The sequence below is a fragment of the Pseudomonas xantholysinigenes genome (assembly GCF_014268885.2).
Taxonomy (GTDB): Bacteria; Pseudomonadota; Gammaproteobacteria; order Pseudomonadales; family Pseudomonadaceae; genus Aquipseudomonas; species Aquipseudomonas xantholysinigenes.
In genome coordinates, this window is the sequence record NZ_CP077095.1 from 2,419,759 (window position 1) to 2,445,071 (window position 25,313).

23 protein-coding genes are annotated in these 25,313 nt (G+C 63.9%); 9 read left to right on the plus strand and 14 right to left on the minus strand.

All coding sequences use genetic code 11. The features are described 5' to 3' along the window. Window positions 1-20: 20 nt before the first annotated feature. Complete coding sequence (locus HU772_RS10920; protein ID WP_186657426.1) at window positions 21-974, plus strand: alpha/beta hydrolase; 954 nt, start codon at window positions 21-23, stop codon at window positions 972-974. Between the two features lie 200 nt (window positions 975-1,174). Here the strand turns inward: HU772_RS10920 and HU772_RS10925 are convergent, their stop codons facing one another. The 6 genes from HU772_RS10925 to pvdM all read right to left on the minus strand — a co-directional run bounded on the left by HU772_RS10925 (window position 1,175) and on the right by pvdM (window position 10,471). Continuing rightward, on the minus strand, window positions 1,175-3,601 hold the full coding sequence (locus HU772_RS10925) for a TonB-dependent siderophore receptor (RefSeq protein WP_186657429.1): 2,427 nt from the start codon (window positions 3,599-3,601) through the stop codon (window positions 1,175-1,177). 243 nt (window positions 3,602-3,844) lie between these two features. After that, window positions 3,845-5,494, minus strand: coding sequence for a cyclic peptide export ABC transporter (locus HU772_RS10930; protein WP_186657432.1), 1,650 nt, complete (start codon window positions 5,492-5,494; stop codon window positions 3,845-3,847). A gap of 16 nt (window positions 5,495-5,510) precedes the next feature. Next, window positions 5,511-6,845 (minus strand): lysine N(6)-hydroxylase/L-ornithine N(5)-oxygenase family protein, encoded by a 1,335-nt coding sequence (locus HU772_RS10935; RefSeq protein WP_186657436.1) that lies wholly within the window; start codon window positions 6,843-6,845, stop codon window positions 5,511-5,513. A gap of 116 nt (window positions 6,846-6,961) precedes the next feature. Beyond that, window positions 6,962-7,822 carry a dihydropyoverdine dehydrogenase gene (gene pvdO, locus HU772_RS10940; RefSeq protein ID WP_051101450.1) on the minus strand — a complete coding sequence of 287 codons (861 nt, stop codon included), beginning with the start codon at window positions 7,820-7,822 and terminating at the stop codon, window positions 6,962-6,964. 14 nt (window positions 7,823-7,836) lie between these two features. Further along, window positions 7,837-9,111 carry a pyoverdine-tailoring periplasmic protein PvdN gene (gene pvdN / locus HU772_RS10945; protein ID WP_186657439.1) on the minus strand — a complete coding sequence of 425 codons (1,275 nt, stop codon included), beginning with the start codon at window positions 9,109-9,111 and terminating at the stop codon, window positions 7,837-7,839. 16 nt (window positions 9,112-9,127) lie between these two features. After that, window positions 9,128-10,471 carry a pyoverdine-tailoring dipeptidase-like protein PvdM gene (gene pvdM / locus HU772_RS10950; RefSeq protein WP_186657450.1) on the minus strand — a complete coding sequence of 448 codons (1,344 nt, stop codon included), beginning with the start codon at window positions 10,469-10,471 and terminating at the stop codon, window positions 9,128-9,130. Between the two features lie 172 nt (window positions 10,472-10,643). Between pvdM and HU772_RS10955 the strand changes: the two genes are divergently transcribed. Beyond that, a complete protein-coding gene (locus HU772_RS10955) occupies window positions 10,644-11,078 on the plus strand; it encodes a hypothetical protein (RefSeq protein ID WP_186657452.1) in 435 nt (144 codons plus the stop codon). A gap of 44 nt (window positions 11,079-11,122) precedes the next feature. On the opposite strand, the gene pbpG is transcribed toward HU772_RS10955, so the two are convergent. The 5 genes from pbpG to HU772_RS10980 all read right to left on the minus strand — a co-directional run bounded on the left by pbpG (window position 11,123) and on the right by HU772_RS10980 (window position 16,141). After that, complete coding sequence (gene pbpG / locus HU772_RS10960) at window positions 11,123-12,052, minus strand: D-alanyl-D-alanine endopeptidase (protein ID WP_186657454.1); 930 nt, start codon at window positions 12,050-12,052, stop codon at window positions 11,123-11,125. A gap of 516 nt (window positions 12,053-12,568) precedes the next feature. Next, window positions 12,569-13,672 carry an acyltransferase family protein gene (locus HU772_RS10965; RefSeq protein WP_186657456.1) on the minus strand — a complete coding sequence of 368 codons (1,104 nt, stop codon included), beginning with the start codon at window positions 13,670-13,672 and terminating at the stop codon, window positions 12,569-12,571. A gap of 296 nt (window positions 13,673-13,968) precedes the next feature. Next, window positions 13,969-14,151, minus strand: a complete 183-nt coding sequence (locus HU772_RS10970) for a hypothetical protein (RefSeq protein ID WP_186657458.1) — start codon at window positions 14,149-14,151, stop codon at window positions 13,969-13,971. Window positions 14,152-14,254: 103 nt separating this feature from the next. Further along, on the minus strand, window positions 14,255-15,208 hold the full coding sequence (locus tag HU772_RS10975) for a siderophore-interacting protein (protein ID WP_186657461.1): 954 nt from the start codon (window positions 15,206-15,208) through the stop codon (window positions 14,255-14,257). Between the two features lie 57 nt (window positions 15,209-15,265). Beyond that, window positions 15,266-16,141, minus strand: coding sequence for a helix-turn-helix domain-containing protein (locus tag HU772_RS10980; protein ID WP_186657464.1), 876 nt, complete (start codon window positions 16,139-16,141; stop codon window positions 15,266-15,268). Between the two features lie 169 nt (window positions 16,142-16,310). On the opposite strand from HU772_RS10980, the gene pobA reads away from it, so the two are divergent. Next, window positions 16,311-17,498 carry a 4-hydroxybenzoate 3-monooxygenase gene (pobA, locus tag HU772_RS10985; RefSeq protein ID WP_186657467.1) on the plus strand — a complete coding sequence of 396 codons (1,188 nt, stop codon included), beginning with the start codon at window positions 16,311-16,313 and terminating at the stop codon, window positions 17,496-17,498. Window positions 17,499-17,554: 56 nt separating this feature from the next. On the opposite strand, the gene HU772_RS10990 is transcribed toward pobA, so the two are convergent. Further along, complete coding sequence (locus HU772_RS10990; protein WP_186657470.1) at window positions 17,555-18,202, minus strand: ankyrin repeat domain-containing protein; 648 nt, start codon at window positions 18,200-18,202, stop codon at window positions 17,555-17,557. Window positions 18,203-18,370: 168 nt separating this feature from the next. On the opposite strand from HU772_RS10990, the gene HU772_RS10995 reads away from it, so the two are divergent. Further along, window positions 18,371-19,252, plus strand: a complete 882-nt coding sequence (locus HU772_RS10995) for a LysR substrate-binding domain-containing protein (protein ID WP_134693019.1) — start codon at window positions 18,371-18,373, stop codon at window positions 19,250-19,252. A 14-nt stretch (window positions 19,253-19,266) separates the two neighbouring features. Here the strand turns inward: HU772_RS10995 and HU772_RS11000 are convergent, their stop codons facing one another. Further along, window positions 19,267-19,995: a DUF899 domain-containing protein gene (locus HU772_RS11000; RefSeq protein WP_186657471.1), complete on the minus strand. Its 729-nt coding sequence runs from the start codon at window positions 19,993-19,995 to the stop codon at window positions 19,267-19,269. 151 nt (window positions 19,996-20,146) lie between these two features. On the opposite strand from HU772_RS11000, the gene HU772_RS11005 reads away from it, so the two are divergent. Further along, window positions 20,147-20,479 carry a YdcA family protein gene (locus HU772_RS11005; protein ID WP_186657473.1) on the plus strand — a complete coding sequence of 111 codons (333 nt, stop codon included), beginning with the start codon at window positions 20,147-20,149 and terminating at the stop codon, window positions 20,477-20,479. Here the strand turns inward: HU772_RS11005 and HU772_RS11010 are convergent, their stop codons facing one another. Continuing rightward, the gene (locus tag HU772_RS11010; protein ID WP_186657475.1) at window positions 20,480-21,133 is read right to left on the minus strand and encodes an HAD family hydrolase; all 654 of its coding nucleotides are present in this window, start codon (window positions 21,131-21,133) and stop codon (window positions 20,480-20,482) included. It lies immediately after the preceding gene. Window positions 21,134-21,628: 495 nt separating this feature from the next. Here HU772_RS11010 and HU772_RS11015 point away from each other — a divergent pair, with 495 nt between their 5' ends. The 4 genes from HU772_RS11015 to HU772_RS11030 are packed head-to-tail and all read left to right on the plus strand — an operon-like array spanning window position 21,629 to window position 25,233. Further along, window positions 21,629-21,814, plus strand: coding sequence for a hypothetical protein (locus HU772_RS11015; RefSeq protein WP_186657477.1), 186 nt, complete (start codon window positions 21,629-21,631; stop codon window positions 21,812-21,814). A gap of 14 nt (window positions 21,815-21,828) precedes the next feature. Further along, window positions 21,829-23,148, plus strand: a complete 1,320-nt coding sequence (locus tag HU772_RS11020) for an iron-containing redox enzyme family protein (RefSeq protein ID WP_186657980.1) — start codon at window positions 21,829-21,831, stop codon at window positions 23,146-23,148. After that, complete coding sequence (locus HU772_RS11025) at window positions 23,148-24,101, plus strand: methyltransferase (RefSeq protein WP_186657479.1); 954 nt, start codon at window positions 23,148-23,150, stop codon at window positions 24,099-24,101. The genes HU772_RS11020 and HU772_RS11025 overlap by 1 nt, the downstream gene beginning before the upstream one ends. Before the next feature lie 7 nt (window positions 24,102-24,108). Next, a complete protein-coding gene (locus HU772_RS11030) occupies window positions 24,109-25,233 on the plus strand; it encodes a carboxylate-amine ligase (protein WP_186657481.1) in 1,125 nt (374 codons plus the stop codon). The last annotated feature ends 80 nt before the right edge of the window (window positions 25,234-25,313 follow it).

Genomic DNA, 25,313 nt, shown 5'->3' on the forward strand with positions numbered 1-25,313 from the left:
TCCGGCCCAGGAACCGAGTCATGCCACTGAATCCTGAAATAGCCGAATTCCTCGACCTGGTCGACGCCAGCCCTGGCGATGGCCAGTCCATGGCCTTCCACCGCTCGACCCCCGCTCAGGCGCGCGACGCCTTCGAGCAGGCCTCCGTGCGCATGCGTTGGGAAGCGCCACAGGTGCACAGCGAGGACCTGCATTGCCAGGCTCGCGATGGCGCCACCCTGGCACTGCGTCTTTACCGGCCCTGCGTGCCTGCCGAGCAACCACTGCCGGTGCTGCTGTACCTGCACGGCGGTGGATTCGTGGTGGGCAGCATCGCCTCGCACGATGGTGTCTGTCGCGAGTTCTGCGCGCGCACTCCTTGCGCGGTGCTGACCGTCGATTACCGACGCGCCCCGGAGCAACGCTTTCCGGTGGCGCTGGACGACTGCGCCGATGCCTTGGCGTGGCTGGCAGACAACGCGCGCGAATGGGGGCTGGATGCCAGCCGGGTGGCCGTGGGCGGCGACAGTGTCGGCGCGACCCTGGCCAGCGTGCTGGCGATCGACGCCGCCCGCCTGGGCGGACCTGTCCAGCCACGGCTGCAATTGCTCTGCTACCCAGTGGCCGATGCCTCGAAAAGCTGGGAGTCGCGTACGTTGTTCGCCGAGGGCTATCTGCTGGAAAGCGCCACCCTGGAGTGGTTCTACGATCACTATGCGGGCCAGGCCGAGGACCGCTCGAACTGGCGTTTCTCGCCGCTGCTGGCCACCGGCTTGCAGGGCGTGGCGCCGGCATACATCGGACTGGCAGGCTTCGATCCACTGCTGGATGAAGGGCAAGCCTATGCGCGTCACCTGCGCGAGCAGGGGGTGACGGTCAGCAGTGAAGTGTTCGAGGGGTTGGTGCACGACTTCCTGCGCATGCGCCTGGTCACGGCCGAGATCGACACGGTGTATGCGAGGTTGGCGCAGGTGCTGCGTGATGCCTTGAACTGATGTCTCGCACTGGATATCGAGGGCCGCTATGCGGCCCTTTTGCGTTGCCCCGCAGGCAAACCCGCTCGCGCAGATGAGCGTATGGCTTGAGTGGCGAGGGTTCTGTGGGGGCGGGCTTGCCGGCGAATGGGGGTGTTGCTGAGTGGGGTGTGGCACCAGGCCCACGACCCAGGGCCTTGCGCCCTGGGTCGTGGTTGCGGTCAGAACTTGTACTGCACGCTGGTCATGAAGTTGCGGGGCGCGCCGTACACGCCCCAGCTGTCGACGTAGGAGAAGTACTTGCGGTCGAAGACGTTGTTGAGGTTGAGCGATGCGCTCAGGTTCTGGGTGATGTCGTAGCGCGCCATGAGGCTGGTCACGGCATAGCTGCCCTGGGTGAAGGTGTGCAGGTTCTGGCCGGTCTTGCTCTGCCAGTTCACGCCACCGCCGATGGTCAGCTTGTTGTCCAGAATGCCGGGCAGGCGATAGGTGGTGAAGGTCTTGGCGCTGTGACGCGGGGTGTTGGTGACGATGCGGTTGTTGTCGGAGTCGGTGCTGACGCTGTAGGCGTAGCCGGCGAACGCCTGCCAGCCCTCGGCCAGCTCGCCGTTGAGCTCCAGCTCCACGCCCTTGGTGGTGGTGTCCTGCTCGGCGCGGTAGATGTCCGGCGCACGCACATAGACGGGCAGGTTGTCTTGCTCGATGCGGAACAGCGCCAGGCTGGCGTTGAGTTTTTCGTCGTTGAAGCTGCCTTTCACGCCCAGCTCGTAACCGGTGCCTTCCTGTGGGTCGAGGGCTTTGAACTTCTCATCGCGCACGCCATAGGGCTGCGGGTTGAAGATCTTGGTGTAGCTGCCGTAGACCGACCAGGTGTCGTTGAGGTCGTAGACCACGCCAGCATAGGGCAGGAACACGCCGTGGCGGTTTTCGTCGCTCTTGTTGTCGAGCGTCGGATCGTTCCAGTTCTGGTAGTCGCTGGTGCGTCGCCAGTCGGTGACGCGACCGCCGAGAATCACGGCCAGGTCGTCGGTCACGTGGAAGCGCCCGGTCATGTAGGCAGCGTATTGGTTTTCCTGGATGTAGGTCTTGCCGACGGTGGTGGTGTCCGGGCGCGGGCCCTGGCCTTTCCAGTCCCAGATATTGCCGATGCTGCCGTCATAGCCGGTCCAGGGACCGACCCAGCCACCGTGATCCGGGGTGTTTTCGGTGTAGCGGGACAGGGTGACGCCGGTGATCAGCTCATGCTCGCGACCGAACAGGGTGAACGGGCCGGTCAGGTAGGCGTCGAGGTTGTTCTGGCGCGGCTTGCCCGACCAGCGGTTGGGGTACATGTAGGCGCCGGAGCCGTCCACCGAACTGATCTCGCCGTTCATGTAGTTGATCAGCTCGTCGAAGTCCATGATGCTGTGGCTGAGCTCGACCTTGCCGCTCCAGCCGTTGTCGAACTGATGCTCGAGGGAGGTGAAGACATTGGTCTGTTTGCGGTCGTTGTACGACCAGGTCGGCGAGCTGTTCTTCGAGCGGCTGAAGTCGGTCTTGCTGCCGTCGGCGTAGCGGACCTGGAAGCCGGTGCGCAGCGGGTCGTCGACCTGGGTCTTGAGGTAGCTGAAACCGACGGTCAGCATGGTCGCTTCGCTGAGGTCGAACTCGGAGATGCCGTAGATCAGCTGCGTGTCCTGCTCGACGCGGTCGACGAAGGAGTTCTGGGTCTTGTAGTCGACCACCAGACGCCCGCGGACGTTGCCGCTGTCGGTCAGTGGGCCGGAGACGTCGAATCCGGTGCCGTAGCGGTCCCAGCTGCCCGCTTCGGCGGTCACGCTGCCCTGGAAGGTCGCGGTCGGACGCTTGCGGATCATGTTGATGGTCGCCGACGGGGTGCCGGTGCCGCTGATCAGACCGGTGGCGCCACGCACGATCTCGACACGGTCGTACATCGCCGTGCTCTGGGTGGTGTTGTCCAGGCGAGGGGAGGTGGGAACGCCGTCGATCTCGAAGTTGTTGACCTGGAAACCGCGCGACCAGTAGGTGTCGTTCTCGGCGCCAATGCCGGTGCGCAGCACGGTGATGCCTGGGGTGGCCTCGAGCACTTCGGTCAGGTTGGTCAGCTTCTGGTCGTCCAGGCGCTGGCGGGTGACCACGGTGACCGATTGCGGGGTTTCCTTCTGGGTCAGGTTCAGGCGCGTCGAACTACTGGACATGTAGGTGGTGTACAGGCCGGTGCCTTCGGTGACCGAGCCCGGCGCCATGCCCGAAATCGAAGTCGGGCTCAGCTCCAGTGCGGCCTCGCCGGCACTGGGTGGCGGCATCAGCAGGATGGTGTGGCCGTCCACGCGGTAGGACAGGCCGCTGCCCTGGAGCATGCGCTGCAGCACCTCGTCGGTCGACAGCGAGCCGGATACCGGGCTGGACTTCAGACCTTGCACCAGCTCTGGGCTGTAGAGGATCTGCATCTGAGTCTGCTGGCCCAGTTGCTGCAAGGCGCTGGACAGCGGCTGGGCGGCGATGTTGACGGAGACCTGCTCGGCGTGCGCTGCGCTGCTCCCCAGCAGCATCAGCGCGAGCAGGGCGCCCGGCAGTACCGTACGGTTCGACTGCGATGGACGTACGGCGCGTGCCAGAGGGGTCGGGGACAGATTCGGGCGGTGCATGGGTGAAAGGGACTCCTGAAGGAAGCGGGCAGTTTTTCTTTTGGAATAACCAGTAACTGATAATTAGACGCATCACGGATTGAAAACCGGAAAAACAGAATCAACAATCTGTCTTTTGCGATTTATCTGATGAAAACCCCGAGGGGGTAATGCTATGGCGTCGACTGTTCCAGCTTCCTTGCGGGCCGGTCGCGGCGCCGTGCTCCGGACAGGCCGGGCCGTGCGCCGCGCTCGTCGGAGTGGTCAGGCCGGGACGTGCTGGGTGACCACGCGACCGGCTTCCATGCGTACCAACTGGTCGGCGATATCGAAGTAGCGATCATCGTGGGAGATCACGATGATGGTCTTGCCCAGGCGCTTGAGGTCGGGCAGCAGCTCGGTGTAGAAGATCCGGCGGAAGGTCGGGTCCTGGTCGGCGGCCCACTCGTCGAACACCAGCACCGGGCGATGCTCCAGCCAGGCATTGATCAGCGCCAGGCGCTTGCGTTGCCCGGTGGACAGGTCGGTGGTGGTGAACTTGCCGTCCTGGATGCTCACCTTGTGTGAGATTTCCAGGCGTTCCAGGTACTGGTTGGCATCTTCGGGAATGCTCTGTTCACCCTGGATCACATCGTCGAACAGGTAGTAGTCGGCGAAGATCGTGGTGAACAGCTGGCGATACTGGTCCCTGTCGCTGGCATCGATGATCTGGTCATCCAGTGCGATATGCCCCTGTTGTGGTGCATAGAGTCCCAGCAGCAGCTTGATCAGCGTGGTCTTGCCACAGCCGTTCTCGCCGACGATGAAGACGATTTCGCCTTGTTCGATCCGCAGGTTGACCGGCCCCAGTCGGAAGGGCGCGGCATCGCCCACCGCGGGGAAGGCGTAGCTCACCTCGACCAGTTCCAGGCTGCGCACCGTGGCCTTGGCCGCCGGTGCGTCGGTCAGCAGCAGGTGCGGCTCGGGGGAAGAGAACTGCCGGGAAAGATCGGCGATGCGCTGGAAGGCAATGCCGGCACGGCCGACGATGGGCAGCGTGCCGATCAGGTGTTCCAGCGGGCCTTTCATGTACAGCAGCACCAGGACGAAGCCACTGATGACCGCTTTGTCCTGCCCAGGGCCGGCCCCGTGCATCAGCAGTGCGACGCCGATGACCACGAAGAACAGCATGGAGCCGAAGGTCTTGGCGATCACGAAGGTGTTGATCGCGCGGATCTGGGTCTTGCAGATGAAATCCGCGGTGGCCTGGATGCCATGCACGAACATGCGGTGGCGACGGGGGCGGTGGATGCGCAGTTCCTTCGCGCCACCGGCGACGGCGTTGTACTGGCGTTGCAGGTCGTCCTCGGCATCGCGGGCGGCCATGAAGCCGCGCACGCCTACCGATTGCGCCAGGTACTGGGCGCTCGTGCCCACGGCGATGGCCGCCAGCATCAGCAGGAACATCGGCCATGACAGCATGGCCAGGTAGCCCAGGCAGCCCAAGGTCACCGTCAGCGAGATCGCCAGGGGCGCGAAGGCGAAGGCGAAGTCGCTGATGGTGTCGACATCATGGGTCAGTACCGGAATCAGACGGTGGCTGCGAAAGCGCTCGATCTGCTCGATCGGCGCGGCGAGCACCTTCTCCCCCAGTGTTTTACGCAGGCGGGCGATGATGTGCTGGCCGACATAGTTGGTACCGATATCCGACAGGATCGTGCTCACCAGTGCCAACAGGCACAACCCGGCAAAGCCCAGGATCAGGTTGTGCCCCAGTTCGCCCTCGGCGTGCAGCGCGCCGTTGATGGTGGCCAGCAGCGTGGTCACGCTCAGGCCCCCGATCATGCCGAGGAAGATGGACAGGGTGACGATCGGCCAGAATGGCCTGAGCAGGGCCAGCAATTCACGCAGGGCCCCGCGGTTGGAAGTGCTCATCGACTGGTTCCCGTCCTCAGGCGCAGGTCTGGCGCAGGCTGGCCGGCGCGTTGCTGGCCTGCTTGCCCAGGTGCTGGTAGAGCGACTGACCGATCTCCGCCGCGCGTGCCGGCAGTACCGACAGCAGCGTGTCGCTCAGGCCATGGGAGGCTTCGCAGAACCCTTGCAGGTAGACGTTGGCGCCAAACTCGGGGTTGGCCAGCGCGCGGTAGTCGCGGTCCACCTCGAAGTCCTTCAGGTGCTGCTGCAGTGGCGCCAGCAATTCGCGGTGCGAGCGGCGTTCGTAGCCAGTGGCGAGGATCACTGCGTCGTAGCGGTGGGTCTGGCGCACATCGGTGGCCAGGTCGCGCAGGGTCAGCTCGATGCCTGCGGCGGTTTCCACCACGTCTTCGATGGTGCGGCGGCACAGCACGGCGTGGCGGTACTGATGGGCGACCTTCTGGCGGTAAAGGATGCCGTAGATGCGCTCGAGCAGGTCGACATCGACTACCGAGTAGTTGGTGTTGTGGTATTCGCTGACCAGCTTCTCGCGCTCGGCGTGGGGTTGGTTGAACACCAGGTCGGTGTACTCGGGGGCGAAGATCTCGTTGACGAACGGGCTGTCGTCGGCGGGCTTGAGGGCCGAGGCGCGCAGGATCATGTCGACCTTGACCGATGGGTAGCTGTCATTGAGATCGATGAAGGCCTCGGCGGCGCTCTGCCCGGAGCCGACCACGGCGATGCGCATCGGCTTGCCTTCGTTGCAAGGCAGCTGCTGCAGCGCGCTCAGGTACTGGGAGTGGTGGAATACCCGCGGGTCGTTCTTGAAGGCGCGGAAGGCGTCGGGGATCTTCGGCGTGCCGCCGCTGCCGACCACCACCGAGCGGGCGCGGCGCTGGGTTTCACGGCCCTGCGGGTCGCGGGAGACGATGCGCAGGTGGTCGACCTTGCCCTCGCGCAGCTCAGGCTCGATGCGCAGCACTTCCTCGCCGTACACCGCCTGGGTGGCGAAGTGCTCGGCGGCCCAGCGCAGGTAGTCGTTGTACTCCAGGCGGCAGGGGTAGAAGGTGCCCAGGTTGATGAAGTCGGCCAGGCGCTGCTTCTGGTGCAGGTAGTTCACGAAGCTGTAGGGGCTGGTAGGGTTGCGCAGCGAAACCAGGTCCTTGAGGAAGGAGATCTGCAGCTCGCTCTGGGTGGCCAGGGTGTTGCCGTGCCAGCGGTAGTCGGTCTGCTTGTCGATGAACAGGGCGTCGAGGGCGTGGCCGTTGGTCTCGGCGAGCTCTTCCAGGGCGATGGCCAGGGCCAGGTTGGAAGGGCCGAAGCCGACGCCGATGAGGTCGTGGATTTTTTCGGGGGAAGAGGTCTGGCTCATGGTTGCGGTTCCTTGGATGGTCGAGTGGGGGCGCCGCTGAAGGGCGCCCCGTGTCCTGCGCAAGTACACCGATAGGAACGAGCCTGCTGGCGGAGAATTTACCGCCGCCGGGCGCTTTACAGCTCGCGGACCACGCGGAATCCGATCCAGTCGCCACGGTCGTCGCGCACCGTGGTGTTGCGGTTGCCCGAGCGCGAGAAGATCGGCGCCTCGCCCCAGTCGTTGCCGCGGATCGAGATCTGCCGGCAGTCGGCTTCCTTCCTGGCGCTGCCGTCGGCCGGCGCGCCGACATAGCTGTCGTGGTAGCAGTCGGCGACCCACTCGTAGACGTTGCCGTGCATGTCGTACACGCCGAAGGCATTGGCCGGGAAACTGCCCACCGGTGAGCTGTAGCTGAAGCCGTCCTTGGGGCCGTAGACGTTGGCGTTCTTGCTGATCTCGAGGTTGGCGTCGGGCTCGAACGGGAACATGCCGGTGCTGCCGCCGCGGGCGGCGTATTCGCGCTGGGCTTCGCTGACCATGGCGTAGTGCTTGCCGGTTTTCTTCGACAGCCAGGCCACATAGTGCTCGATGTCTTCGTAGCTCATGCACACCGCTGGCTGGCGAGGGCCCTGCTGGTAGCTGGGTTTGCTGTTGGTGCAGCGCCGTCCGGGGCGATCGTCGCCGTCGGCGATGACGATGCCGGTGGCTTTCTGGTAGTCGGCCCATTCACCGGCGGTGATCTGGAAGCGGCTGATGGCGAACGGCTTGGCGAAGGTCACCGGGTGCTGCGGACCTTCGTCGTCCTGGCGGCCCATTTCGTCGGGCGGGGTGCCCATGGTGAAGGTGCCGGCGGGCAGCACGACCATTTCCGGGCAGGTCTTGTCACAGTCGCGGAACACCGTGCCGGGCTTGTCCGACGGCTGCGCGGCCAGGGCCGGCAGGCTGCAGGCGGCCAGCACGGCGGCCAGGGTGAGGCGGTGCAGGGGTGCGCTCATGGAAGATGCCTTGTTCAAAGTTGCTGGGTAATGAGGGACATGGCCCGGTCTATCTGCTGCTCGTCGTTGAGCAGGCTCGGCGCCAGGCGGATCACCGGGCCGACGTCGCGGTATACGGCGTCGCACATCACCTTGTTGCTGGTGAGGTGCGCGGCGACGGCGTCGGCGTCGCGATCCTTGATGCGGAAGAAGGTGAAACCGGCGGAGAACTGTTCGCTGCGCGGGGTCACCAGTTGGATCTGACGGTGCTCGGTCAGGCGCTGTTTAAGCAGGCTGTTGAGCTGGTGGATGCGCTGCTGCACCTCGGCCTTGCCCAGCTGCAGGTGCAGCTTGAACGCTTCGCTGGCGGCCCAGCGATGCTCGAAGGCGTGGTAGCCGCCCGGGGTCATGATGGTGGCGAAGTCTTCGTCGCGGGAGAAGGTGGCGACGCTGGGCACCAGGTGCTGCATGCCGGTGGAGGCGGCGCAGATGATCCCGGTGCCGCGCGGGCCGAACATCCACTTGTGGGTGCCGGCGATGAAGTAGTCGCAGTTGAAGTCGGCGAAGCGGGCGTTTTCCACGCCGAAGCCATGCACGCCGTCGACCACATACAGGATGCGCTCGGCTTCACTGCGCTCGCGGTTGTGCCGGCGCACCAGTTCACCGATCTCGCCTACTGGCAGCTTGACGCTGCTGCCAGAGTGCACCCAGGTCATGCCCAGCACCCGGGTGTTGGGCTTGATGGCCTTGTCGAGGGTGCTCAGCACCTGGTCGGTGGACACCGTCCACGGGTCGTCGAACAGGCGGATCTGGCGCACCGCGGTGCCTTGGCGCTGGTTGCGGAACTCCAGCGCCTTCTGCGCGGAATAGTGTTCGTGCTCGGTAATCAGGATCTCCTGCCCGGCGCCGACTTTGAGGCCGCCATAGATCATCGCCAGGCCTTCGGTGGTGCTGCCGGTCAGGGCGATCTGGCGCGGGCCGACCTCCAGGTAGCGCGCGGCCCACTCGCGTACTTCATCCTCGCGCTGCCATTCGTACTGGCTTTCCCAGTCCATCAGCGCGGCGGGGTTGCGGTCGAGGTCGGCGCGGTGGCGGTCGATGGCGGCCTGCACCGGACGGGGGTGGGCGGTGACCAAAAAGTTGGCGAAGTGCGCCACGTTGGGGTCGAGGGGGAACAGCTCACGCAGGTTGCGCCATTTGTCGGCGCCGCTCAGCGGCTTGTCGGGGGTATCGGCCAGGGCCTGGGGCAGCAGCGGCAGGCTGGCGGCCAGCAGGCTGGCCTGCTTGAGAAAGGTGCGACGGTTGCTCATGGAAGACAGGCTCGACTCAACGGTTGGCGACGGGGTGGGCGGACTTCTGCACCTGCTCCCAGACGCGCAGGAAATTGCCCGCCCAGAGTTTGGCAATGTCGGTTTCGCTGTAGCCGCGGCTGAGCAGCTCGGCGGTGACGTTGCGAATCTCGCTGACATCCTTCCAGCCGTCCAGGCCGCCGCCGTCGTTGAAGTCCGAGCTGATGCCGACATGGTCGATGCCGACTTTCTTCACCGTGTAGTCGATGGCGTCGACGTACTGCTTGAGGGTCGCCTTGGGCTCTTCTTCGAGGATGCCGTACAGGGTGCTGGCGTATTCGCCGAAGCGCTGCTCGGGCCAGATGGCGATCACCGCGTCGCCCGGCATCAGCGCATTGGCCAGGCCCTGCAGCGGTTGCAGGTCGAAGCGCGCGCGCAAGGCCTCGAGCTTGTCCAGCACCGGCTTGCCCAGCGGCTTGAGATACTGGCCGAAGCCAACCACCTGGATGACCCCGCCGCTGTCCTTGATCAGTTGCATCTCCTTGTCGGAGAGGTTGCGCGGGATGTCCACCAGCGCCCGGGGCGCCGAGTGCGAGGCGACGAAGGGCGCGCGCGACAGGCGGGCGACGTCCTCCAGGGCCAGGGTCGACATCTGCGACACATCGATGATCACGCCCAGGTCGTTGAGGCGCTTGACCGCCTGTTCGCCGATCGGCGACAGGCCGCCGAGGGCGTCGGCGCTGTCGTTGAAGAACGGCAGTGGGCGCGAGGAGTCGGCCCAGTCGTTGTTGCCGGTGTAGCTGAAGCCGAACATGCGCATGCCGCGCGCGGCCCACAGGTCCAGCTGCGCCAGGTCGTGGCCGAGCGGGTAAGCGTTGAGCATGCTGATGAAGATGGCGAACTTGCCTTCGCCATTGAGGCGGCGGAAGTCCTCGGGGGTGTAGGCGATGCCGACCTGGTTGGGGAAGTCGCGGACTATGCCGCTGATGATCTTGTAGCGGGCTTCCTGCTCCTGGCGCGCCGCGTCGACGAAACCGGGGGTGGGGCGGTGCGGGGCGTTGGCGCCGTTCCAGATCTCCGGCCAGCCGAAGATGGTCAGCGCCGCGCCCGACAAGCGACCCTTGCCGGCCTTGACCAGGTCGAACTGGCCAGGGCCGTCCTTGTCCAGCTCGTGGCCGGCGGCGCCCAGGTCCAGGGGCACGGTGATGTGGCTGTCGAACGACAGCATGTGCTCGTGCAAGGCGTTGGCCTGCTCGACGACCTGGCGTGGGTAGCCGGCCTCGCGTGGCCAGTAGAGGTAGCCGGCGGCGCTGCCCAGGGCGACTGCCAGGGCCAGCGGCAGGCCGATGTACAGGGCTTTGCGGGAACGGGTCTTGGTCATTGCCATCTCGTTGCGGACTGATCGGATCGGCCTGCCGACAGGGACGGGCAGGGCTCGGGTATCAGGTGGACGAACGGCAGGGGGGGAAATTTATCGGTGTGGCGTCATTCAAGAACGCGCGGGGGCGGCCGATAACCGTTTGTGTAAAAGTCCATTTCAAGGAAGGTTCGCAATGGTTGGAATAACCACCGCCAACATCAACATCCCGCCGCTGACAGGCGCCGCCCAGCCATCGACTGCTGCAACGCCGCCGGGCACGCCGCAGGTCAACGAGCAGGGCAACCTGGTCTTCAAGGGTGATGCGTTCAAGGTCCAAGACACCAAGCCCGAGGAACTTGCAACCGGCAAGGACGAGCCGCCGAGCATCAAGGAGCTGCGCGAGCAGATCAAGCGCTTGCAGAAGCAGCTGGAGCAGGAGCAGAAGCAACTGGCCCAGTTGCAGGAACAGGCCAAGGATGACCCGACCAAGATGGTGGCGGTCCAGGCCAAGCAGGCCAGCATCGCCACCCTGACCGGCCTGATCATGGCCGCGACCGGGCAACTGCTGGAGGCGCTGAACAAGATCGGTGGCAGCAGCGCTGGTGGTTCGGTCGACACCACGGCCTGATGCACTGATGCACCGGGGCCGCCGACGGCCCCGGTGCCTTGACCTCAGTCCTGGGCCAGGCGCGCGCGGTTCTGGCGCTCGCTCTTGTACTGCATGGCCACCGCCGGTGCCGGCTTGGCGTTGCCGGTTTCCAGCCATTGGCGCATGCGGCTGGCGTCGGCGAAGTGAGTGTACTTGCCGAAGGCATCGAGGATGACCATCGCCACCGGACGGTTGTCCATCTTCGTCAGCAGCACCAGGCAGTGGCCGGCCTCGTTGGTGAAGCCGGTCTTGGTCAGCTTGATGTCCCAGTTGCTCTTGTTGACCAGGTGGTCGGTGTTGCGAAAGCCCAGGGTGTAGTTGGGCTTGCGGAACGCCACGGTCTTCTCGCGGGTGGTCGACAGCTCGCTGAGCATTGGGTACTTGCGCGAGGCCATGAGCAGCTTGGCCAGGTCCTGGGCGGTGGAGACGTTCTGGGTCGACAGGCCGGTCGGCTCGACATAGCGGGTGTGGCTCATGCCCAGGCTGCGGGCCTTGGCGTTCATCGCCTTGATGAACGCGCCATAGCCGCCGGGGTAGTGGTTGGCCAGGCTGTTGGCCGCGCGGTTTTCCGACGACATCAGGGTGATCAGCAAGGTCTCGCGGCGGTTCAGCTCGCTACCCAGGCGCACGCGCGAGTACACGCCTTTCATCTCCGGGTTGTTGGCGATGGTCATGCTGAGCATTTCGTCCATGGGCAGCTTGGCGTCGAGCACGACCATCGCGGTCATCAGCTTGGTGACCGAGGCGATGGGGCGCACGCGATCGGCGTGGCTGGCGTACAGCTCCTTGTTGGTGTTCAGGTCGATCAGCAGGGCGCTGCCGGAGGCCAGGTGCAGCTTGGCGGGGTCGCGCTGCTGCTGGGGCGGGGGTTGTTGTGCAGCAGCGGTCGACGGCAGGGTCGCGGTACCTGTGAGCAACAGCAGCAGGCTGAGGATGGACAGGGAAGTTTTCACGTTGAGGCTCACTAAATGTTGGTATGTCGTTGGCTGTGCAAGGGTTTCCCCCAAAAAACCGTTGCATTTTGGAGTATGGCTCAGCGGCTGTCGAATGCCTTATATCCAAAGGGCGCAAGGTGAAGGAAATTTAATCCTTCTGCTGCCTGCTCTGCCAAAGCCAAAATATCCAGCTGCGTCGGTGCTTCACGCTGCGGGTACCATTCGTATTCATGTAACTCGCCAGGCCTGCTCCGGCTATGGTTCAGTCTCGGTCGAAGCGACTGGTCGGTATCAAACCGATTCGTACAGTGCCTAGAAAGGTACTTTCGAATGGCCTTTGTTGGGCCTCTGGACGGGTGCGTTAATTGCTCCTCTGAAGGCTAAATGTCATTGATCTGTGCGGATTATCGAAGATTCAGCCCGTGGCAAACCTGGGGTTTGCCACGGTGCTCAAACGGTATGTGACGGAAATCATTGCCACTGCCGACGACGCCTCGGCAGCCGGCAATGCCTATCCCGCGCAGCAGGTGCCTTTCAGGGCGTGGCGTCAACAGGTTGCGCAGACTTTCTTGAGTCGAAGCTTTCAGCGATCCGTTTCCCAAGCTTCATGCATGGCTTCTCAATGGTGAAGTAAGTAATTGTGGAGGCGGCAAATACCACACTCATACCGAGCATGCTACAAATCAAGAAACTCAGCGTGTCACCGAGGCCGAGACTATAGATGTTGACGAAGGTCCGGCCCATGAAGTTGTAGACGGGCCCATGCAATAGATAGATTGAGAAGCTGATGGTCCCCAGTGGGGCGATAATACGTGTGGCTATCGTATCTCTAGAGCGTATCGCTGAGTACAGAAGAAGAGCGGCGCCTGTCGCATTCCAGAGATGCGTATCAAGCATGAACGGGAGCTTGCCTGATTTGTTTGCATAGAGGATGAATATCCCCGCTGCAAGTAGGTAGATGTTAGCGTGTTTTGTGAGTTTCTCAGTGTCTATCTTGGCAAGCAGCATGCCGATCAAGAAAACGGGCAAGTGGGCAAAGAAGTTAATTAAGGTGTATTGTCCAATGACGTTGGTCGGAAGCCCTGAGCGAGCTATGATTTCTGAGGATAGCGATCTCAGTATCAGCGATATAACGAGCGCCAAGGCGATCTGGCTTGGGCTTTTGAGGACCAAGAATAATGCTGGGAAAATCAAGTAAAATAGAATTTCAACGCCTACAGTCCATCCTGCAAAGACTGTAGAGTGTGCGTTGCTTGGCGAGAGATTGAAAAGAAGGGAGAGCGTCCAGATGGAGCGCTCAGCGCTCGGGAAGGGAGGTGCGCCAACGTAGAATTTGTAGAGGGCCCAAATAAGGAAGGTAAAGAAGAACATCGGCGCAATTCTGAACCAGCGTTTCACCCAGAATCCTAGCGTCCACTTCAAGTCAACGTTTGAATGTGTGGTTATCTTGGTAAGGAGGTAGGCTGAAAGGGTGAAGAATAAAAAAACACCTGTCCCGCCTAGCGATGTAACCTTCTCCAGCCACCAAGGGAGCTGAAGAGGTCCGCCTATGGCAATTAGCTTTAAATGATAGATGGCTACTGCTATTGCTGCGATTCCTCGCATTGCATCAATTTGAATGTTTCTTGAATTATGCAAGATAGAGTCCTTTGCTATGTTACCTGCAATATGAGCCTGGGGTCATAAGTCGATTAAAAAGCCGAGGATTCTATAGTTTTTAGTTTGAGCAGTCGAGCATTGGATTCCTGGTGCCACATGCAGTCGCCCGAGCGCGGTTTGCCTGGAGAAACCCGGATGCCGATCACCGAGCAGCTGTGTTTTGAACATTCAAGGTCATGCGCTTGCCTTGGCAATTGGCCCAGGCAAAAAAAGCCCGCCATGAAGGCGGGCAACAAGAGGCGTTTAGGGAGCAACGCACAACAACAGATTCGGGGTCAGGCCAGCATTGCGCAGTGGTCGAGCTGCTGGGCCATGTCCTGCGCCGTGGCGCGGGAGGTGAGCGGGCCGCTGATAGCCTCGCCGTTGCACATCAGGTACCAGCAGGCCAGCAAGCCTTGCTGACGCAATTCGCGGGGGACGGCGCTGCCGACGACGGACATGATCTGGATGCTGGCCATGGAGGTGTCTCCGTGTGATTCATGGCGCTACCTTACGTGGCGGCGGCCAGCGGCGGAAATCGACACGCTCGATAGTGGTCATTGATGAAATCAACCAAGGCGCTTATTCCAGGCTCCGACCATGGCGCCAGTAGCCCATCAGGGTCAGGCTGCGGCGATCGAGGTGGCGTTCGTTGATCCAATGCTTGCGGATCGCCATGACCGCCGCCGATTCACCCGCCACCCAGGCATAGAAGGTGCTGTCGGTGGGGCTGGCCAGCTCCCAGAGAATCTCCTTGTCGATATCTACCTCTTGCAACGGGGCGGTGGAGGTCTGGCTGGACTGCGGCAGGCGCGCCAGCTCGAAGGCGGCATGACGCATCGCCTCGCCGTGGTCGCAGCCGAGTTCGCTGCGGGCCAGCCAGTGCAGTTCGGTGCCCGGTGCGTGGCGCAGCGCGACGCAATCCCCCGGTTCGGGGACCTCGAGGAACACCTGGGTCGCGGGTGGGGTGGGTTGCTCGGCCAGGCTTTCGAGAATGCCGGCGATGGCGGGTAGCGCGGTTTCGTCACCGATCAGCAGCAGTTGGCGCAAGCCGTGCGGCGGTTGCCATTCATAGCCGCCGGGGTCGCCCGGGGCGTCGCGGTGCGGGGCGACGATCTGCAGGCGATCGCCGGGCTGCGCGCGTTCGGCCCAGGCCGAGGCCGGGCCGCTGTCGCCGTGCAGGACGAAGTCGATGTCCAGTTCGCCCGCTTCGGCGCGCAGGCCGCGAATGGTGTAGGTGCGCATGGGGTGCTGGGCCTGGCGCCGAGCGGCTTGCCAGTCGTCGTTCTTCGGCAGCGCCGGTGCGCGGCCCTGGGCGTCGGGGAACAGCAGCTTGACGCGCTGGTCGGCCGCCAGGGTGCGCATCTGCCGCACATCATCGCCGCTGAAGACGAAACGGCACAGCGACGGGCTCAGGCGTTCGCGACGCTGTAGCTGGATATCGAACAATTGGTAGGCGCGGGGGCCGCTGTCGGCCTTGATGATCTTGCGCAGGTTGCGCGCGACGCTGGAGGCCAGGGTGCTCATGCTGCTCATGGGGATACCTCGTTGCAGATGACCGATAGCCGAAAGACGACTGGCAAGCGAGGTGATTTAGCCGCGGACGCTGCTACGCCGATAGGCGTTGGGCGTCTGCCCGGCCAGGCGCTTGAAGAAACGCGCGAAATAGGTCGGGTCGCTGAACCCCAGGCTGTCGGACAGCTGGCCAATGCTCATGCGCGTGTACACCAGGTTGCGCCGGGCTTCGAGCAGCAGGCGCTGGTGGCTGACCTGCAGCGCCGTCTGCCCGGCCAGGCCGCGGCACAGCTGGTTCAGTTGCAGGCTGGAAATGCCCAGGCGAGCGGCGAACTCGTCCACGGCCAGGTGTTCGCGGTAGTGCGCTTCGACCAGCCGCAGGTAGCGGCCGAACAGGTGCTGGTCACGCTCGTGCGGGCTGCGCGGCGCGCACAGGGGCTGTTGGCGATGCAGCCAGACCATCAGCGCCGTGACCAACGCCGGCAGCAGCGCCGCGCGTGCTGGCGCGCTGCCCTGATATTCCTGTTGCAGCGTGTCGAGCAGCCCGCCCAGGCGCAGGCGGTCCTTGCCCAGCGGGTAGCAGCGTGGTGTCGCCAGCACGCTCAAGGGCGCGCCGAAGCGCTGTTCAAGGTCGGCCACCAGGGCGGTGCCGAAGGTCAGCACATGCCCCTGGATATCGGCGCTGAAACGAAATCCATGCACGGTCAATGGCGGCACCACCTGGATGGCCGCCTCGTCGATCAGGCTGTGCTGGCCTTCGATCTCGACCCGCGCCTCGCCGCGCTGCACATACAGCAACTGGAACAGCTCGGCGTGCCGGTGCGGCTTGATTTCCCAGTGATGCAGACGGCTGCGTGCCGGGATCGACTCGCAGTGCAGCAGGTCGGTACCGGGCCAGGCGTGGTTTTCTCCATAGAGCTGGAACAACGGGATGCCGGGGAGGGGGCTGGGCATGTGGATGGCCTGTCCGTTAATCGAACGCATTTTGTAAAAGTGCAGGTTTTACAGCGGATAACGCACTTTTTACCCGCCAGCACCACGTAAAAATACAGGTGCAAACCCTAACAGCAGATGCCTGGCCAGGGCCAGTCGCGGCCGGCATCGTCACCACGAGACAACAATAATGAACACTCAGGTTGCAATCATCGGCGCCGGCCCTTCCGGCCTGCTGCTCGGCCAACTGCTGCACCTGGCGGGCATCGACACCGTGATCGTCGAGCGCCAGACCCCCGAATACGTGCTGGGACGGATCCGCGCCGGGGTGCTCGAACAGGGCACTGTCGATTTATTGCGCGAAGCCGGCGTGGCGGCGCGCATGGACCGCGAAGGGCTGGTGCACGAAGGCGTCGAACTGCTGGTGAAGGGGCGCCGCCAGCGCCTGGACCTCAAGGCGCTGACCGGCGGCAAGACGGTCATGGTGTATGGCCAGACCGAAGTCACCCGCGATCTGATGCAGGCCCGCGCGCAGAGCGGGGCGCCAATCATCTATGGCGCGGCCAACGTCCAGCCCCATGACATCGACGGCGAGCGGCCCTACCTGACCTTCGAGCAGGACGGACGCCAGCAGCGGCTGGACTGCGACTACATCGCCGGCTGCGATGGCTTTCATGGCGTGGCCCGGCAGAGCATTCCACCTGGGGTGCTGAAGACCTTCGAGCGGGTCTACCCATTCGGCTGGCTGGGGCTGCTGGCCGACACCCCGCCGGTCAACCATGAGCTGATCTATGCCCATCACGCCCGCGGTTTCGTGCTGTGCAGCCAGCGCTCGCAGACTCGCAGCCGCTATTACTTGCAGGTGCCGCTGCAGGAGCGGGTGGAGGATTGGTCGGACAATCGCTTCTGGGACGAACTCAAGGCGCGCCTGCCGCAGGAGGTGGCGGCGCGGCTGGTGACCGGGCCGGCGCTGGAGAAAAGCATCGCGCCACTGCGCAGCCAGGTGGTCGAGCCGATGCAGCATGGGCGGCTGTTCCTGGTCGGCGATGCCGCCCACATCGTGCCACCCACCGGGGCCAAGGGGCTGAACCTGGCAGCCTCGGACGTCAACTACCTGTACCGGATCCTGGTCAAGGTCTATCGCCAAGGGCGCACCGACCTGCTGGCCCAGTATTCCCCCATGGCCCTGCGCCGGGTGTGGAAGGGCGAACGCTTCAGCTGGTTCATGACTCGGCTGCTGCATGACTTTGGCGAACACCAGGATGCTTGGGACAGCAAGATGCAGGAGGCTGATCGCGACTATTACCTGGGCTCGGCGGCAGGGCTGGCGAACATTGCCGAGAACTATGTGGGGTTGCCGTTCGAGGTGGTGGAGTAGGCCATGCAGCGCACCGCCGCGAACACCGGCAAAGCCGGTGCCATGCGCCAGGTGATCTACTCCAGCAACGCCACCATGGCCTGATAGCCGCGCTGGCGCGCATGTTCCAGTGCGGTCACGCCGTCCTTGTCGGCGATCGTCGGGTCCGCCCCGGCGGCCAGCAGGCGGCGCACGATCTCCACATGGCGTGGGCCGCCATCGCCCAGGATCACCGCCTCCAGCAAGGCAGTCCAGTGCAGGCGATTGAGGTGATTCACTTCCACTCCGGCATCGATCAGCAACTGCACGGTCTCGACATGCCCACGCTCGGCGGCCGGGATCAGTGCCGTGCCGCCGTAGCGGTTGGTGCTGTTCAGATCGGCGCCGTGGGCCAGGGTCAATTGCAGGATCTCGTTCAAACCACGGGCACCGGCATACAGATAGGGGCTGTCCTGGATGGCATCCTTGGCATTGACGTCGGCACCGGCTTCGATCAATGCCTTGGCGGCTTGGACCTGGTTGCCGTGGGTGGCCACCAGCAAGGCAGTCTGGCCCTGGTCGTCGCGGGCCTCCAGCGCGGCGCCCTGGGCCAGGGCCTGGTGGATGGCGGCAGTATCGCCACGGCGGGCGGCATCGAACAGCTGGGCATTCATGGCAGGGGGCTCGGCATGGGCGGCAAGGCCGGTGAACAGGGCCAGCAGCAGGGTGGCGATGGGCAGGCGCATGGTGTCGGGTCCTGAGGGGCAAGGCCCCATCCTAGGCAAGTGGCGGCGGCGACAGAAGTAAAGAATCCGCATGGCAGGCAGTGGCCAGGCGAATGGGCCGTGGCGAGTTGCCGGGCCGGGGCGCGCGTGATAGAAGTCAGGCTTGTCATTCATTCGTTGAATAACCCGATGTCTTCCAGCGTGAAATCGAATAGAGCCCTGTTCGACCTTGACCTGTTGCGCGCCATCGTCGTGGTGGCCGATTGCGGCAGTTTCACCACCGCGGCCGCGCGCCTGCATTCCACCCAGTCCACCATCAGCCAGAAGGTCCGCCGCCTCGAGGATATGGTCGGCCATCGCCTGCTGGTGCGCGGCAACCGCGATGTGCTGCCCACCGATGCCGGGCAGACCTTGCTCGGCTATGCCCGGCACATGCTGGCGCTCAACGACCAGATGCTCGAAGCGCTGGCCGGAGCCATGGTCGGCATGACCGTGCGTCTGGGCGTGCCGGAGGATTTCGTCGGCGGGCGCACCACCAATGCCTTGTCCGCGTTCAGCCGGCGTCATCCACAGGTCAAGCTCGAAGTCACCAGCGGCCTGTGCCGTGACCTCAGCCAGGCCTACGACAACGGTGAGCTCGACCTGGTGCTGCTCAAGCAGCGACGCAACAGCCGCGAAGGGGTGGCCTGCTGGCCGGAGCGGCTGCAGTGGATCGACAGCGCGCGGATGCCGGCCTTTGAGCTCGACCCGGTGCCGCTGGTGACCTTCCCCCCGCGCGGGCTTTACCGCGACGATATGATCAGCGCGATCGAGGGCATGGGCCGGCGCTGGCGCATCAGCTTCACCAGCTCGAGCCTCAGCGGCATCCAGGCGGCGGTGGCCGACGGCATGGGCATCAGCCTGCTGCCGCCACGGGCGGCGAGCGCCGAGCACCGCGTGCTCGGCGCCGGGCAAGGGCTGCCGGAAGTGGACAGCTACGAGATCGTCATCGTGCACCGGCCCACGGCGGATGTGATGGTCAAGGCGCTGGCCGAGGTGTTGACCGAGTTGCTGGCGGTGCAGGCGATCTGAATTTCTATGTGGCGTCATTGCTTGCAGCAATGCGGCTTGCTGGCCATCCCTTCATAGCGGTCGTGGTGGCGTACCCAGTCCATGGTCCCGGCCTCGTTGCGCCCCAGCGGCGCCAGGTCGAGGAAGTTGTAGGCATTGACCAGGATGTCCAGGCCGCGGGCATAGGTGGAGTAGGTGTGGTACACGCGGCCATCGGCCTCCTTGTAGAAGGCGCTCAGCCCCGGTAGCTCGGCCTCGTTGCCCGTATACACCTCATAGTTGTACTCGGCGCTGCCGTCGGTGGCGACGCTGACGCCGAAGTCCTGGTTGAAGCGGCTGCCATGGGAAGAGAACCACGGGAAATGCCAGCCCATGCGTTGACGAAACGCCTGGAACTCGGCATAGGGCGCCCGTGACACCGCAGCCAAGGTCACATCGTGGTGCGCCAGGTGCAGGTTGGCGCCGTCGAAGTGATCGGCGAGGAAGGAGCAGCCGGGGCAGCCTTCGTCCCAGCCCTCGGCGAACATGAAGTGATAGACCAGCAACTGACTGCGCCCGGCGAACAGCTCGGCCAGGCCCAGTTCGCCATGCGGGCCGTGGAAGCGGTAGTCCTCCTCGACCTGTACCCAGGGCAGGGCGCGGCGGGCGGCGGCCAGTTCGTCGCGTTGATGGGTGAAGGCTTTCTCGTGCAGCCACAGTTGCCGCCGCGCGGCCAGCCACTGGCCACGCGAGACCACGGCGTGCTTGGGATCGGAAGGGCTCATGGTGGCGACTCCAGCGTAAGGGATTCAAACAGTGGTCGAACCATCCTCGGCGCTTTCGACAGCCACATCGCCAATACCGACAAACGGCCAGTACCTATTTCGTTGTCGATTGTTTGATAGCATTGCGCCATCTATCACAAGGAGCGTGGCGATGGCATTCCTCTCCCGGCGTAGCTATGTGCTGCCGTTGCTGGTCCTGTGCCTGGCGACTCCCGTGGCGCTGGCCGGCAATACCCCCTGTTCCGGGCGCAAGGGCGGCATCGCCGGTTGCGACGGCGATACCTTCCTGTGCAACGACGGCTCGATCAGTGCCTCGAAGAAAAGCTGCAGCGTCCAGTTCGGTGGCCCGGCGCGGGTGCAGCCCTTGCGGGCCAGCGGCAGTAGTGAGGGCTGTAGCTGCGGCACGGGCCAGTACTGCGTCGGCCCGCGCGGTGGCGTGTACTGCCTGACGCCATCGGGCAGCAAGAGCTACAAGCGCCGCTGATCAGCGACTGGCGATCAGCTGCCACAGGCGTGGGTCGTCATAATCGGCGACCACCAATTTCGCCCCGGCATCCAGCAAGCGTTGCTCAGGTTGCGTGGTCGCCAGCCCCACCGTGAAGATACCTGCATCGACCGCGGCCTTGACCCCCGGCAGCGAGTCCTCGAACGCCAGTGCCTGCCCGGCCTTGGCCCCCAGGCGCTGCAAACCGGTGAGATAGGGCAGGGGATCGGGCTTGGGCCGGGCCAGTTCATCGGCGACCAGCACATGGTCGAAACGCTCGTCCAGGCCCATGGCGCCGAGCATGTGCTCGGCGTTCAGGCGCGGGGCGTTGGTCACCACGCACATGCCAATACCGTACTCCTCGGCATGTTCGAGCAGGCGCAACAGCCCCGGCATGGGCTCGAGGTGCGGCGACAGTTCACGGAACAAGGCTTCTTTGCGCTCGGCCAGGGCCTGGCACTGGGCCGCATCGGCCTCGGGGAACAGCTCGGCGAACAACAGACCGTTGGAGCGGCCGCTGATTTGGGTATTGAACTGTTCCTGGGTCAGTTCGCGGCCGTCGTGCTCGTGCAGCAGCTGGCGGAAGGCCTGCAGGTGCAGGGTGTCGGTATCGGTGAGGGTCCCATCGAGGTCGAACAGCAGGGCGGTCAGCATCGGGCATCCTGGCGGTGGAGAATCAATTCAGCAGCATAAAGTCATCTTAACTAAATCTTCCAATTTCTGGCTAGTCGATAATCTCGGTATTTCAATAGATTGCGTTCCAGTCATTTCGCGGATTGGAATATTTACTTGTTGTTTTCGAGGTGAGGGTTTAGTTGGGCTGGAGCGGTTTTACTAATAATTGGCGAATACGCTGCGCAATAAGAATTGTTATTTTAATTTCTTGAGGCTATATGGTTTTCTGCGGCTCGGCTGTAATGACCCAAGATAGTCGTCAGGACGCTATCTGTTGGTAAGTCCCTATCTATCCTCGGGCCTCAAGAGCTGAGCTGAGCCGCAGGAGTGGGTGAAGGCTTACTTTTTCTTCGAGCAATGTGCTGACGAGGCGCGGTGAAAGCGCCGCTCATCTGCTGCGGCGGAATCAAAACGAATCCTTTACGGTGTGGTGAACTCGTTTGTTGTAGACCTCATCAAAACAGCGAGAACCCCATGAAAACGAATCTATTGGCCACAGTGCTGCTCAGTGCCTGCACTACGCTGCTCGGTGGTTGTTTCGATCGTGACAACGATCATCCAGCCAAGGACGCCGACCCGAGCAAGCCATCGCTGCAGATGCAGCAGCCCGATACACCCACGACCAACCCGTCCCCTGAGACCAGACCGCAGAATCCATGAGCGAGGTACCGGGCATGGTGGCGATGACTGAGGGTGTGACCGACAAGGCGACCGCTGGACTTGAGCATCGCTATCAGCTTCTGCTCAAGGGCCCTGATCCGGCAGGCGAGGCTTGGCTGCAGCAGCAGCTGCGCCATGTGCGTACGCTTGCGGACGACCTGCCGGATGATCCCGGGTGCTTGCCGGAATGGGCAGAAGCCCATGCCCAGCGGGTCGCCAGTGAACACACGGCCTATCTTGAACAACGGCGTCAGGGGGCTGTGCGCCGCTACTTCGACAACAGGGCCCATGCCTTGTGGTTCCTGCAACAGGTCGCGCCGACCAAGGCGGTCGACGGCGCATGGTTGCACGGCGCCCTGTGCCATTGGCGGGATCCCCGTTTTCACGGGTTGATCCGCACCTTTCTCGAAGAGCTGGGTGACGGCGATCCGCGTTGCAATCACGTGTTGATCTATCAGCGGTTGCTCAGTCGGCTCGGCTGCCTGCAAGGGGCACCACTACCTTCAGCACGTTACCTGCAAGGCACGCTGCAACTGGCCTTGGGGCAGCACTGCGATCGATTTCTACCGGAAGTGATCGGTTACAACCTGGGGTACGAGCAGCCACCGTTGCACCTGCTGATCACCACCCATGAACTGGCAGAGCTGGGCATTGACGCCCATTATTTCCAGCTACATGTGACCATCGACAATGCCGCCAGCGGTCATGCGCGGCGCTCCCTGGAGAGCTTCATCGACCTGTCCCGTGACCAGGGGCCGGCGTTCTACGAGCGCGTCAGGCACGGCTATAGGCTCAATGACCTGGGCGTCGACACGCCGTCATTGATCGCGTCGTTCGACCTGAAGGCAGAGTTGCTCAGCACGCTGGAACGCAAGCGCGTCTATGGACAGTGCATGCATTCGGACCGCTGTCGCCTGCAGGGGCGTACCATCAACCAGTGGCTGGCCGAGCCCGGTGCGATGCCCGGGTTCCTGGATGCACTGCAAGCCCAGGGGTGGATCAAGCGCAATAGCGATCCTCGTCAGAGTCGATTCTGGTCGTTGATCGATGGTCCGGTGGCGGCCATGTTCGGTGTGTTTGATGCCTATGAAAAGCAGCTCTGGCACGACTGGATCGCCGGCACCTGGCAGAGTGCCGATGTGCGTCGGGTGCCGCCGGGGCAGTGGGAGCAGGCCTTGCGACTGGAGAATGACGTGCCCGGCGAAGCGCCTGCTGCGGACATGGCTGCGCTTATCGAAGCAATGGCTGGCAATCGCCACTCCACACCTCAGGGCCTGCGCGCCACCCGCGCGTTCATCCAGGCCACCGGTTTAATGCAGGGAGGGCCGAACTGATGCTGCTCGACCAGGACCAGCCCCGTGGCGACGAGGCCTTGCTGCAGCTGGGGCGGCGCCTGCGTGCCGACGGCTACCGTTTTACTTGTGTGACCCCGGCGACCCAGGCCAGGGTCAATGCCCGCGCCGAAGCAAGCCAGGCTCGCACCCTGCGCGATGTGTTTGGCTGGAGCCGACCGTTCGCCGCGTCGTTGCTCAGCGCTGACGAACTGCAACACCTGCATAACGCCGGCGTACTCGAACCACAAGGGACGCTGTGGCGCAGCAGAGTGCGCTGGTCGAGCCTGGACGACCTGCTGCTGGTGCATTCCGCCTGGCCGACCGACAGCCGCGATGCGGTGTTCTTCGGCCCCGACAGTTACCGGTTCGCCCAGGTGATCCAGGATCACCTGCGGCACAGTCCCCAGCGCGTGCAGCATGCCGTCGACATCGGCTGCGGCAGTGGCGTCGGCGCGTTACTGATCGCCCGGGCCGTGCAGCATGCGCAGGTCAGCGCGGTGGACATCAACCCTGTGGCCCTGCGCCACACCGCCATCAATGCGGCACTGGCCGGCGTGGCCAACGTCTCGGTCGAGCCCAGTGACCTGCTCGATGGTATCGTCGGCACGTTCGACCTGATCGTCGCCAACCCGCCCTACATGCTCGACGTCGCCCAGCGCGCCTACCGCCATGGTGGTGGCGCGCTGGGTGCCGAACTGTCATTGCGCATTGTCGAGCAGGCCCGTGAGCGACTGTCGATCGGCGGCACGTTGCTGCTATACAGCGGTGTCGCGATCGTCGAGGGGCGCGACGCGCTGCTTGAGAACGTACGTCTGCGCCTGGCCGGGCCTACATTCGGATGGTCCTATCGGGAGCTGGACCCGGATGTGTTCGGCGAGCAGTTGCTCGAGCCTGGCTACGAGCAGGTCGAGCGCATCGCCGCCGTCGCCCTGACCGTCACCCGCCAGGGCTGATGCCGCCATGGCGCGGCCTTGCACGTTCGGCATCGAGGAGGAATACCTGCTGGTGGACCTGGTCACGGGGCGTGTCTTGGCCGCGCCATCCCCGGCCGTGGCCCGTTGTTGCCGCGATGTGCTGGGGCCCTGGTTCGCCGAGGAAATGTTCCGCAGCCAGGTGGAGGTCGCCTCGCCGGTGTTCGATACGCTGCACCAGGCCTGTTGTTTCTTCACCGAGCAGCGTCAGCGCCTGAACCAGGCACTGGCGGGCGAGGGGGCCGGCCTCTACGGCGCGGGGAGCCACCCGAGTGCCCAGTGGTTGCGCCAGCGTCCACGGGATACCCCGCATTACCGTCAGCTGTTCGACGACTACCGGTTGGTGGCCCGGCGCAGCCTGTTGAACGGCTTGCACGTGCATGTCGGTGTGCCGGCCGGCGTCGATCGCATGCAGGTGATCAATCGGGTGTTGTACTGGCTGCCCCTGCTGTTGGCGCTCAGCACCTCGTCCGCGTACTGGGGCGGCCAGGACACGGGCTACATGAGCTATCGACGCGTGGTGTGCGGGGAGTGGCCGCACATGGGGCTGCCCGAACCGCTGCCGGACTGGGGGGCCTACGAGCGCTACCGGTCGCTGCTGCAACGCACCGGCAGCCTGGCCGAGGACGGCGACTTCTGGTGGGCAATCAGACCCTCGCGGCGGTTTCCGACCGTCGAACTGCGTATCTGCGATGGTTGTCCCCGGTTGGAAGATGCCTTGGCCATCGCCGGGCTGTTTCGCCATCTTGTCGAGCATGCGCTTGGGCGCAGTGACGCCGTCGCGAGCCGTGAAATGCGTTGGGTGACCCAGGAAAATTATTGGCGTGCCCTGCGTCAAGGCCGCCTGGGCATCTTCATCGGCGTGCAAGAACAACAGCCGGTGAGCGCCGAAGGCTGGCTGATGCAGCTGCAGATGCAATGCCCGGCCGACACCGCCGATGCCGAACGCGCCTTCATCCAGGCCCGGCGCATCTTGCGCGACGGTACCAGTGCCGATCACCAGCGCGAAACCTATGCGCTGGCCCGCGAACAAGGCCTGGATGAGCGGCAGGCGATGCGCAACGTGGTCACACAGGTCATGGACGACCACCTGTTGGCGTCCGTGGCAGGTTGAGTAAACCGTGCATACCTGGCGAATTCTGGGAATCGGATCGCTTCCTTGCCAGATCTTCGCGTAGGCCTGAAGCCTCAACT

Bases quoted from the DNA above. Each gene is read 5' to 3' on its own strand.
- HU772_RS10920 (WP_186657426.1), top strand. From the start codon at position 21: ATGCCACTGAATCCTGAAATAGCCGAATTCCTCGACCTGGTCGACGCC.
- HU772_RS10925 (WP_186657429.1), bottom strand. From the start codon at position 3,601: ATGCACCGCCCGAATCTGTCCCCGACCCCTCTGGCACGCGCCGTACGT.
- HU772_RS10930 (WP_186657432.1), bottom strand. From the start codon at position 5,494: ATGAGCACTTCCAACCGCGGGGCCCTGCGTGAATTGCTGGCCCTGCTC.
- HU772_RS10935 (WP_186657436.1), bottom strand. From the start codon at position 6,845: ATGAGCCAGACCTCTTCCCCCGAAAAAATCCACGACCTCATCGGCGTC.
- pvdO (WP_051101450.1), bottom strand. From the start codon at position 7,822: ATGAGCGCACCCCTGCACCGCCTCACCCTGGCCGCCGTGCTGGCCGCC.
- pvdN (WP_186657439.1), bottom strand. From the start codon at position 9,111: ATGAGCAACCGTCGCACCTTTCTCAAGCAGGCCAGCCTGCTGGCCGCC.
- pvdM (WP_186657450.1), bottom strand. From the start codon at position 10,471: ATGACCAAGACCCGTTCCCGCAAAGCCCTGTACATCGGCCTGCCGCTG.
- HU772_RS10955 (WP_186657452.1), top strand. From the start codon at position 10,644: ATGGTTGGAATAACCACCGCCAACATCAACATCCCGCCGCTGACAGGC.
- HU772_RS10970 (WP_186657458.1), bottom strand. From the start codon at position 14,151: ATGGCCAGCATCCAGATCATGTCCGTCGTCGGCAGCGCCGTCCCCCGC.
- HU772_RS10975 (WP_186657461.1), bottom strand. From the start codon at position 15,208: ATGAGCAGCATGAGCACCCTGGCCTCCAGCGTCGCGCGCAACCTGCGC.
- HU772_RS10980 (WP_186657464.1), bottom strand. From the start codon at position 16,141: ATGCCCAGCCCCCTCCCCGGCATCCCGTTGTTCCAGCTCTATGGAGAA.
- pobA (WP_186657467.1), top strand. From the start codon at position 16,311: ATGAACACTCAGGTTGCAATCATCGGCGCCGGCCCTTCCGGCCTGCTG.
- HU772_RS10990 (WP_186657470.1), bottom strand. From the start codon at position 18,202: ATGCGCCTGCCCATCGCCACCCTGCTGCTGGCCCTGTTCACCGGCCTT.
- HU772_RS10995 (WP_134693019.1), top strand. From the start codon at position 18,371: ATGTCTTCCAGCGTGAAATCGAATAGAGCCCTGTTCGACCTTGACCTG.
- HU772_RS11000 (WP_186657471.1), bottom strand. From the start codon at position 19,995: ATGAGCCCTTCCGATCCCAAGCACGCCGTGGTCTCGCGTGGCCAGTGG.
- HU772_RS11005 (WP_186657473.1), top strand. From the start codon at position 20,147: ATGGCATTCCTCTCCCGGCGTAGCTATGTGCTGCCGTTGCTGGTCCTG.
- HU772_RS11010 (WP_186657475.1), bottom strand. From the start codon at position 21,133: ATGCTGACCGCCCTGCTGTTCGACCTCGATGGGACCCTCACCGATACC.
- HU772_RS11015 (WP_186657477.1), top strand. From the start codon at position 21,629: ATGAAAACGAATCTATTGGCCACAGTGCTGCTCAGTGCCTGCACTACG.
- HU772_RS11020 (WP_186657980.1), top strand. From the start codon at position 21,829: ATGGTGGCGATGACTGAGGGTGTGACCGACAAGGCGACCGCTGGACTT.
- HU772_RS11025 (WP_186657479.1), top strand. From the start codon at position 23,148: ATGCTGCTCGACCAGGACCAGCCCCGTGGCGACGAGGCCTTGCTGCAG.
- HU772_RS11030 (WP_186657481.1), top strand. From the start codon at position 24,109: ATGGCGCGGCCTTGCACGTTCGGCATCGAGGAGGAATACCTGCTGGTG.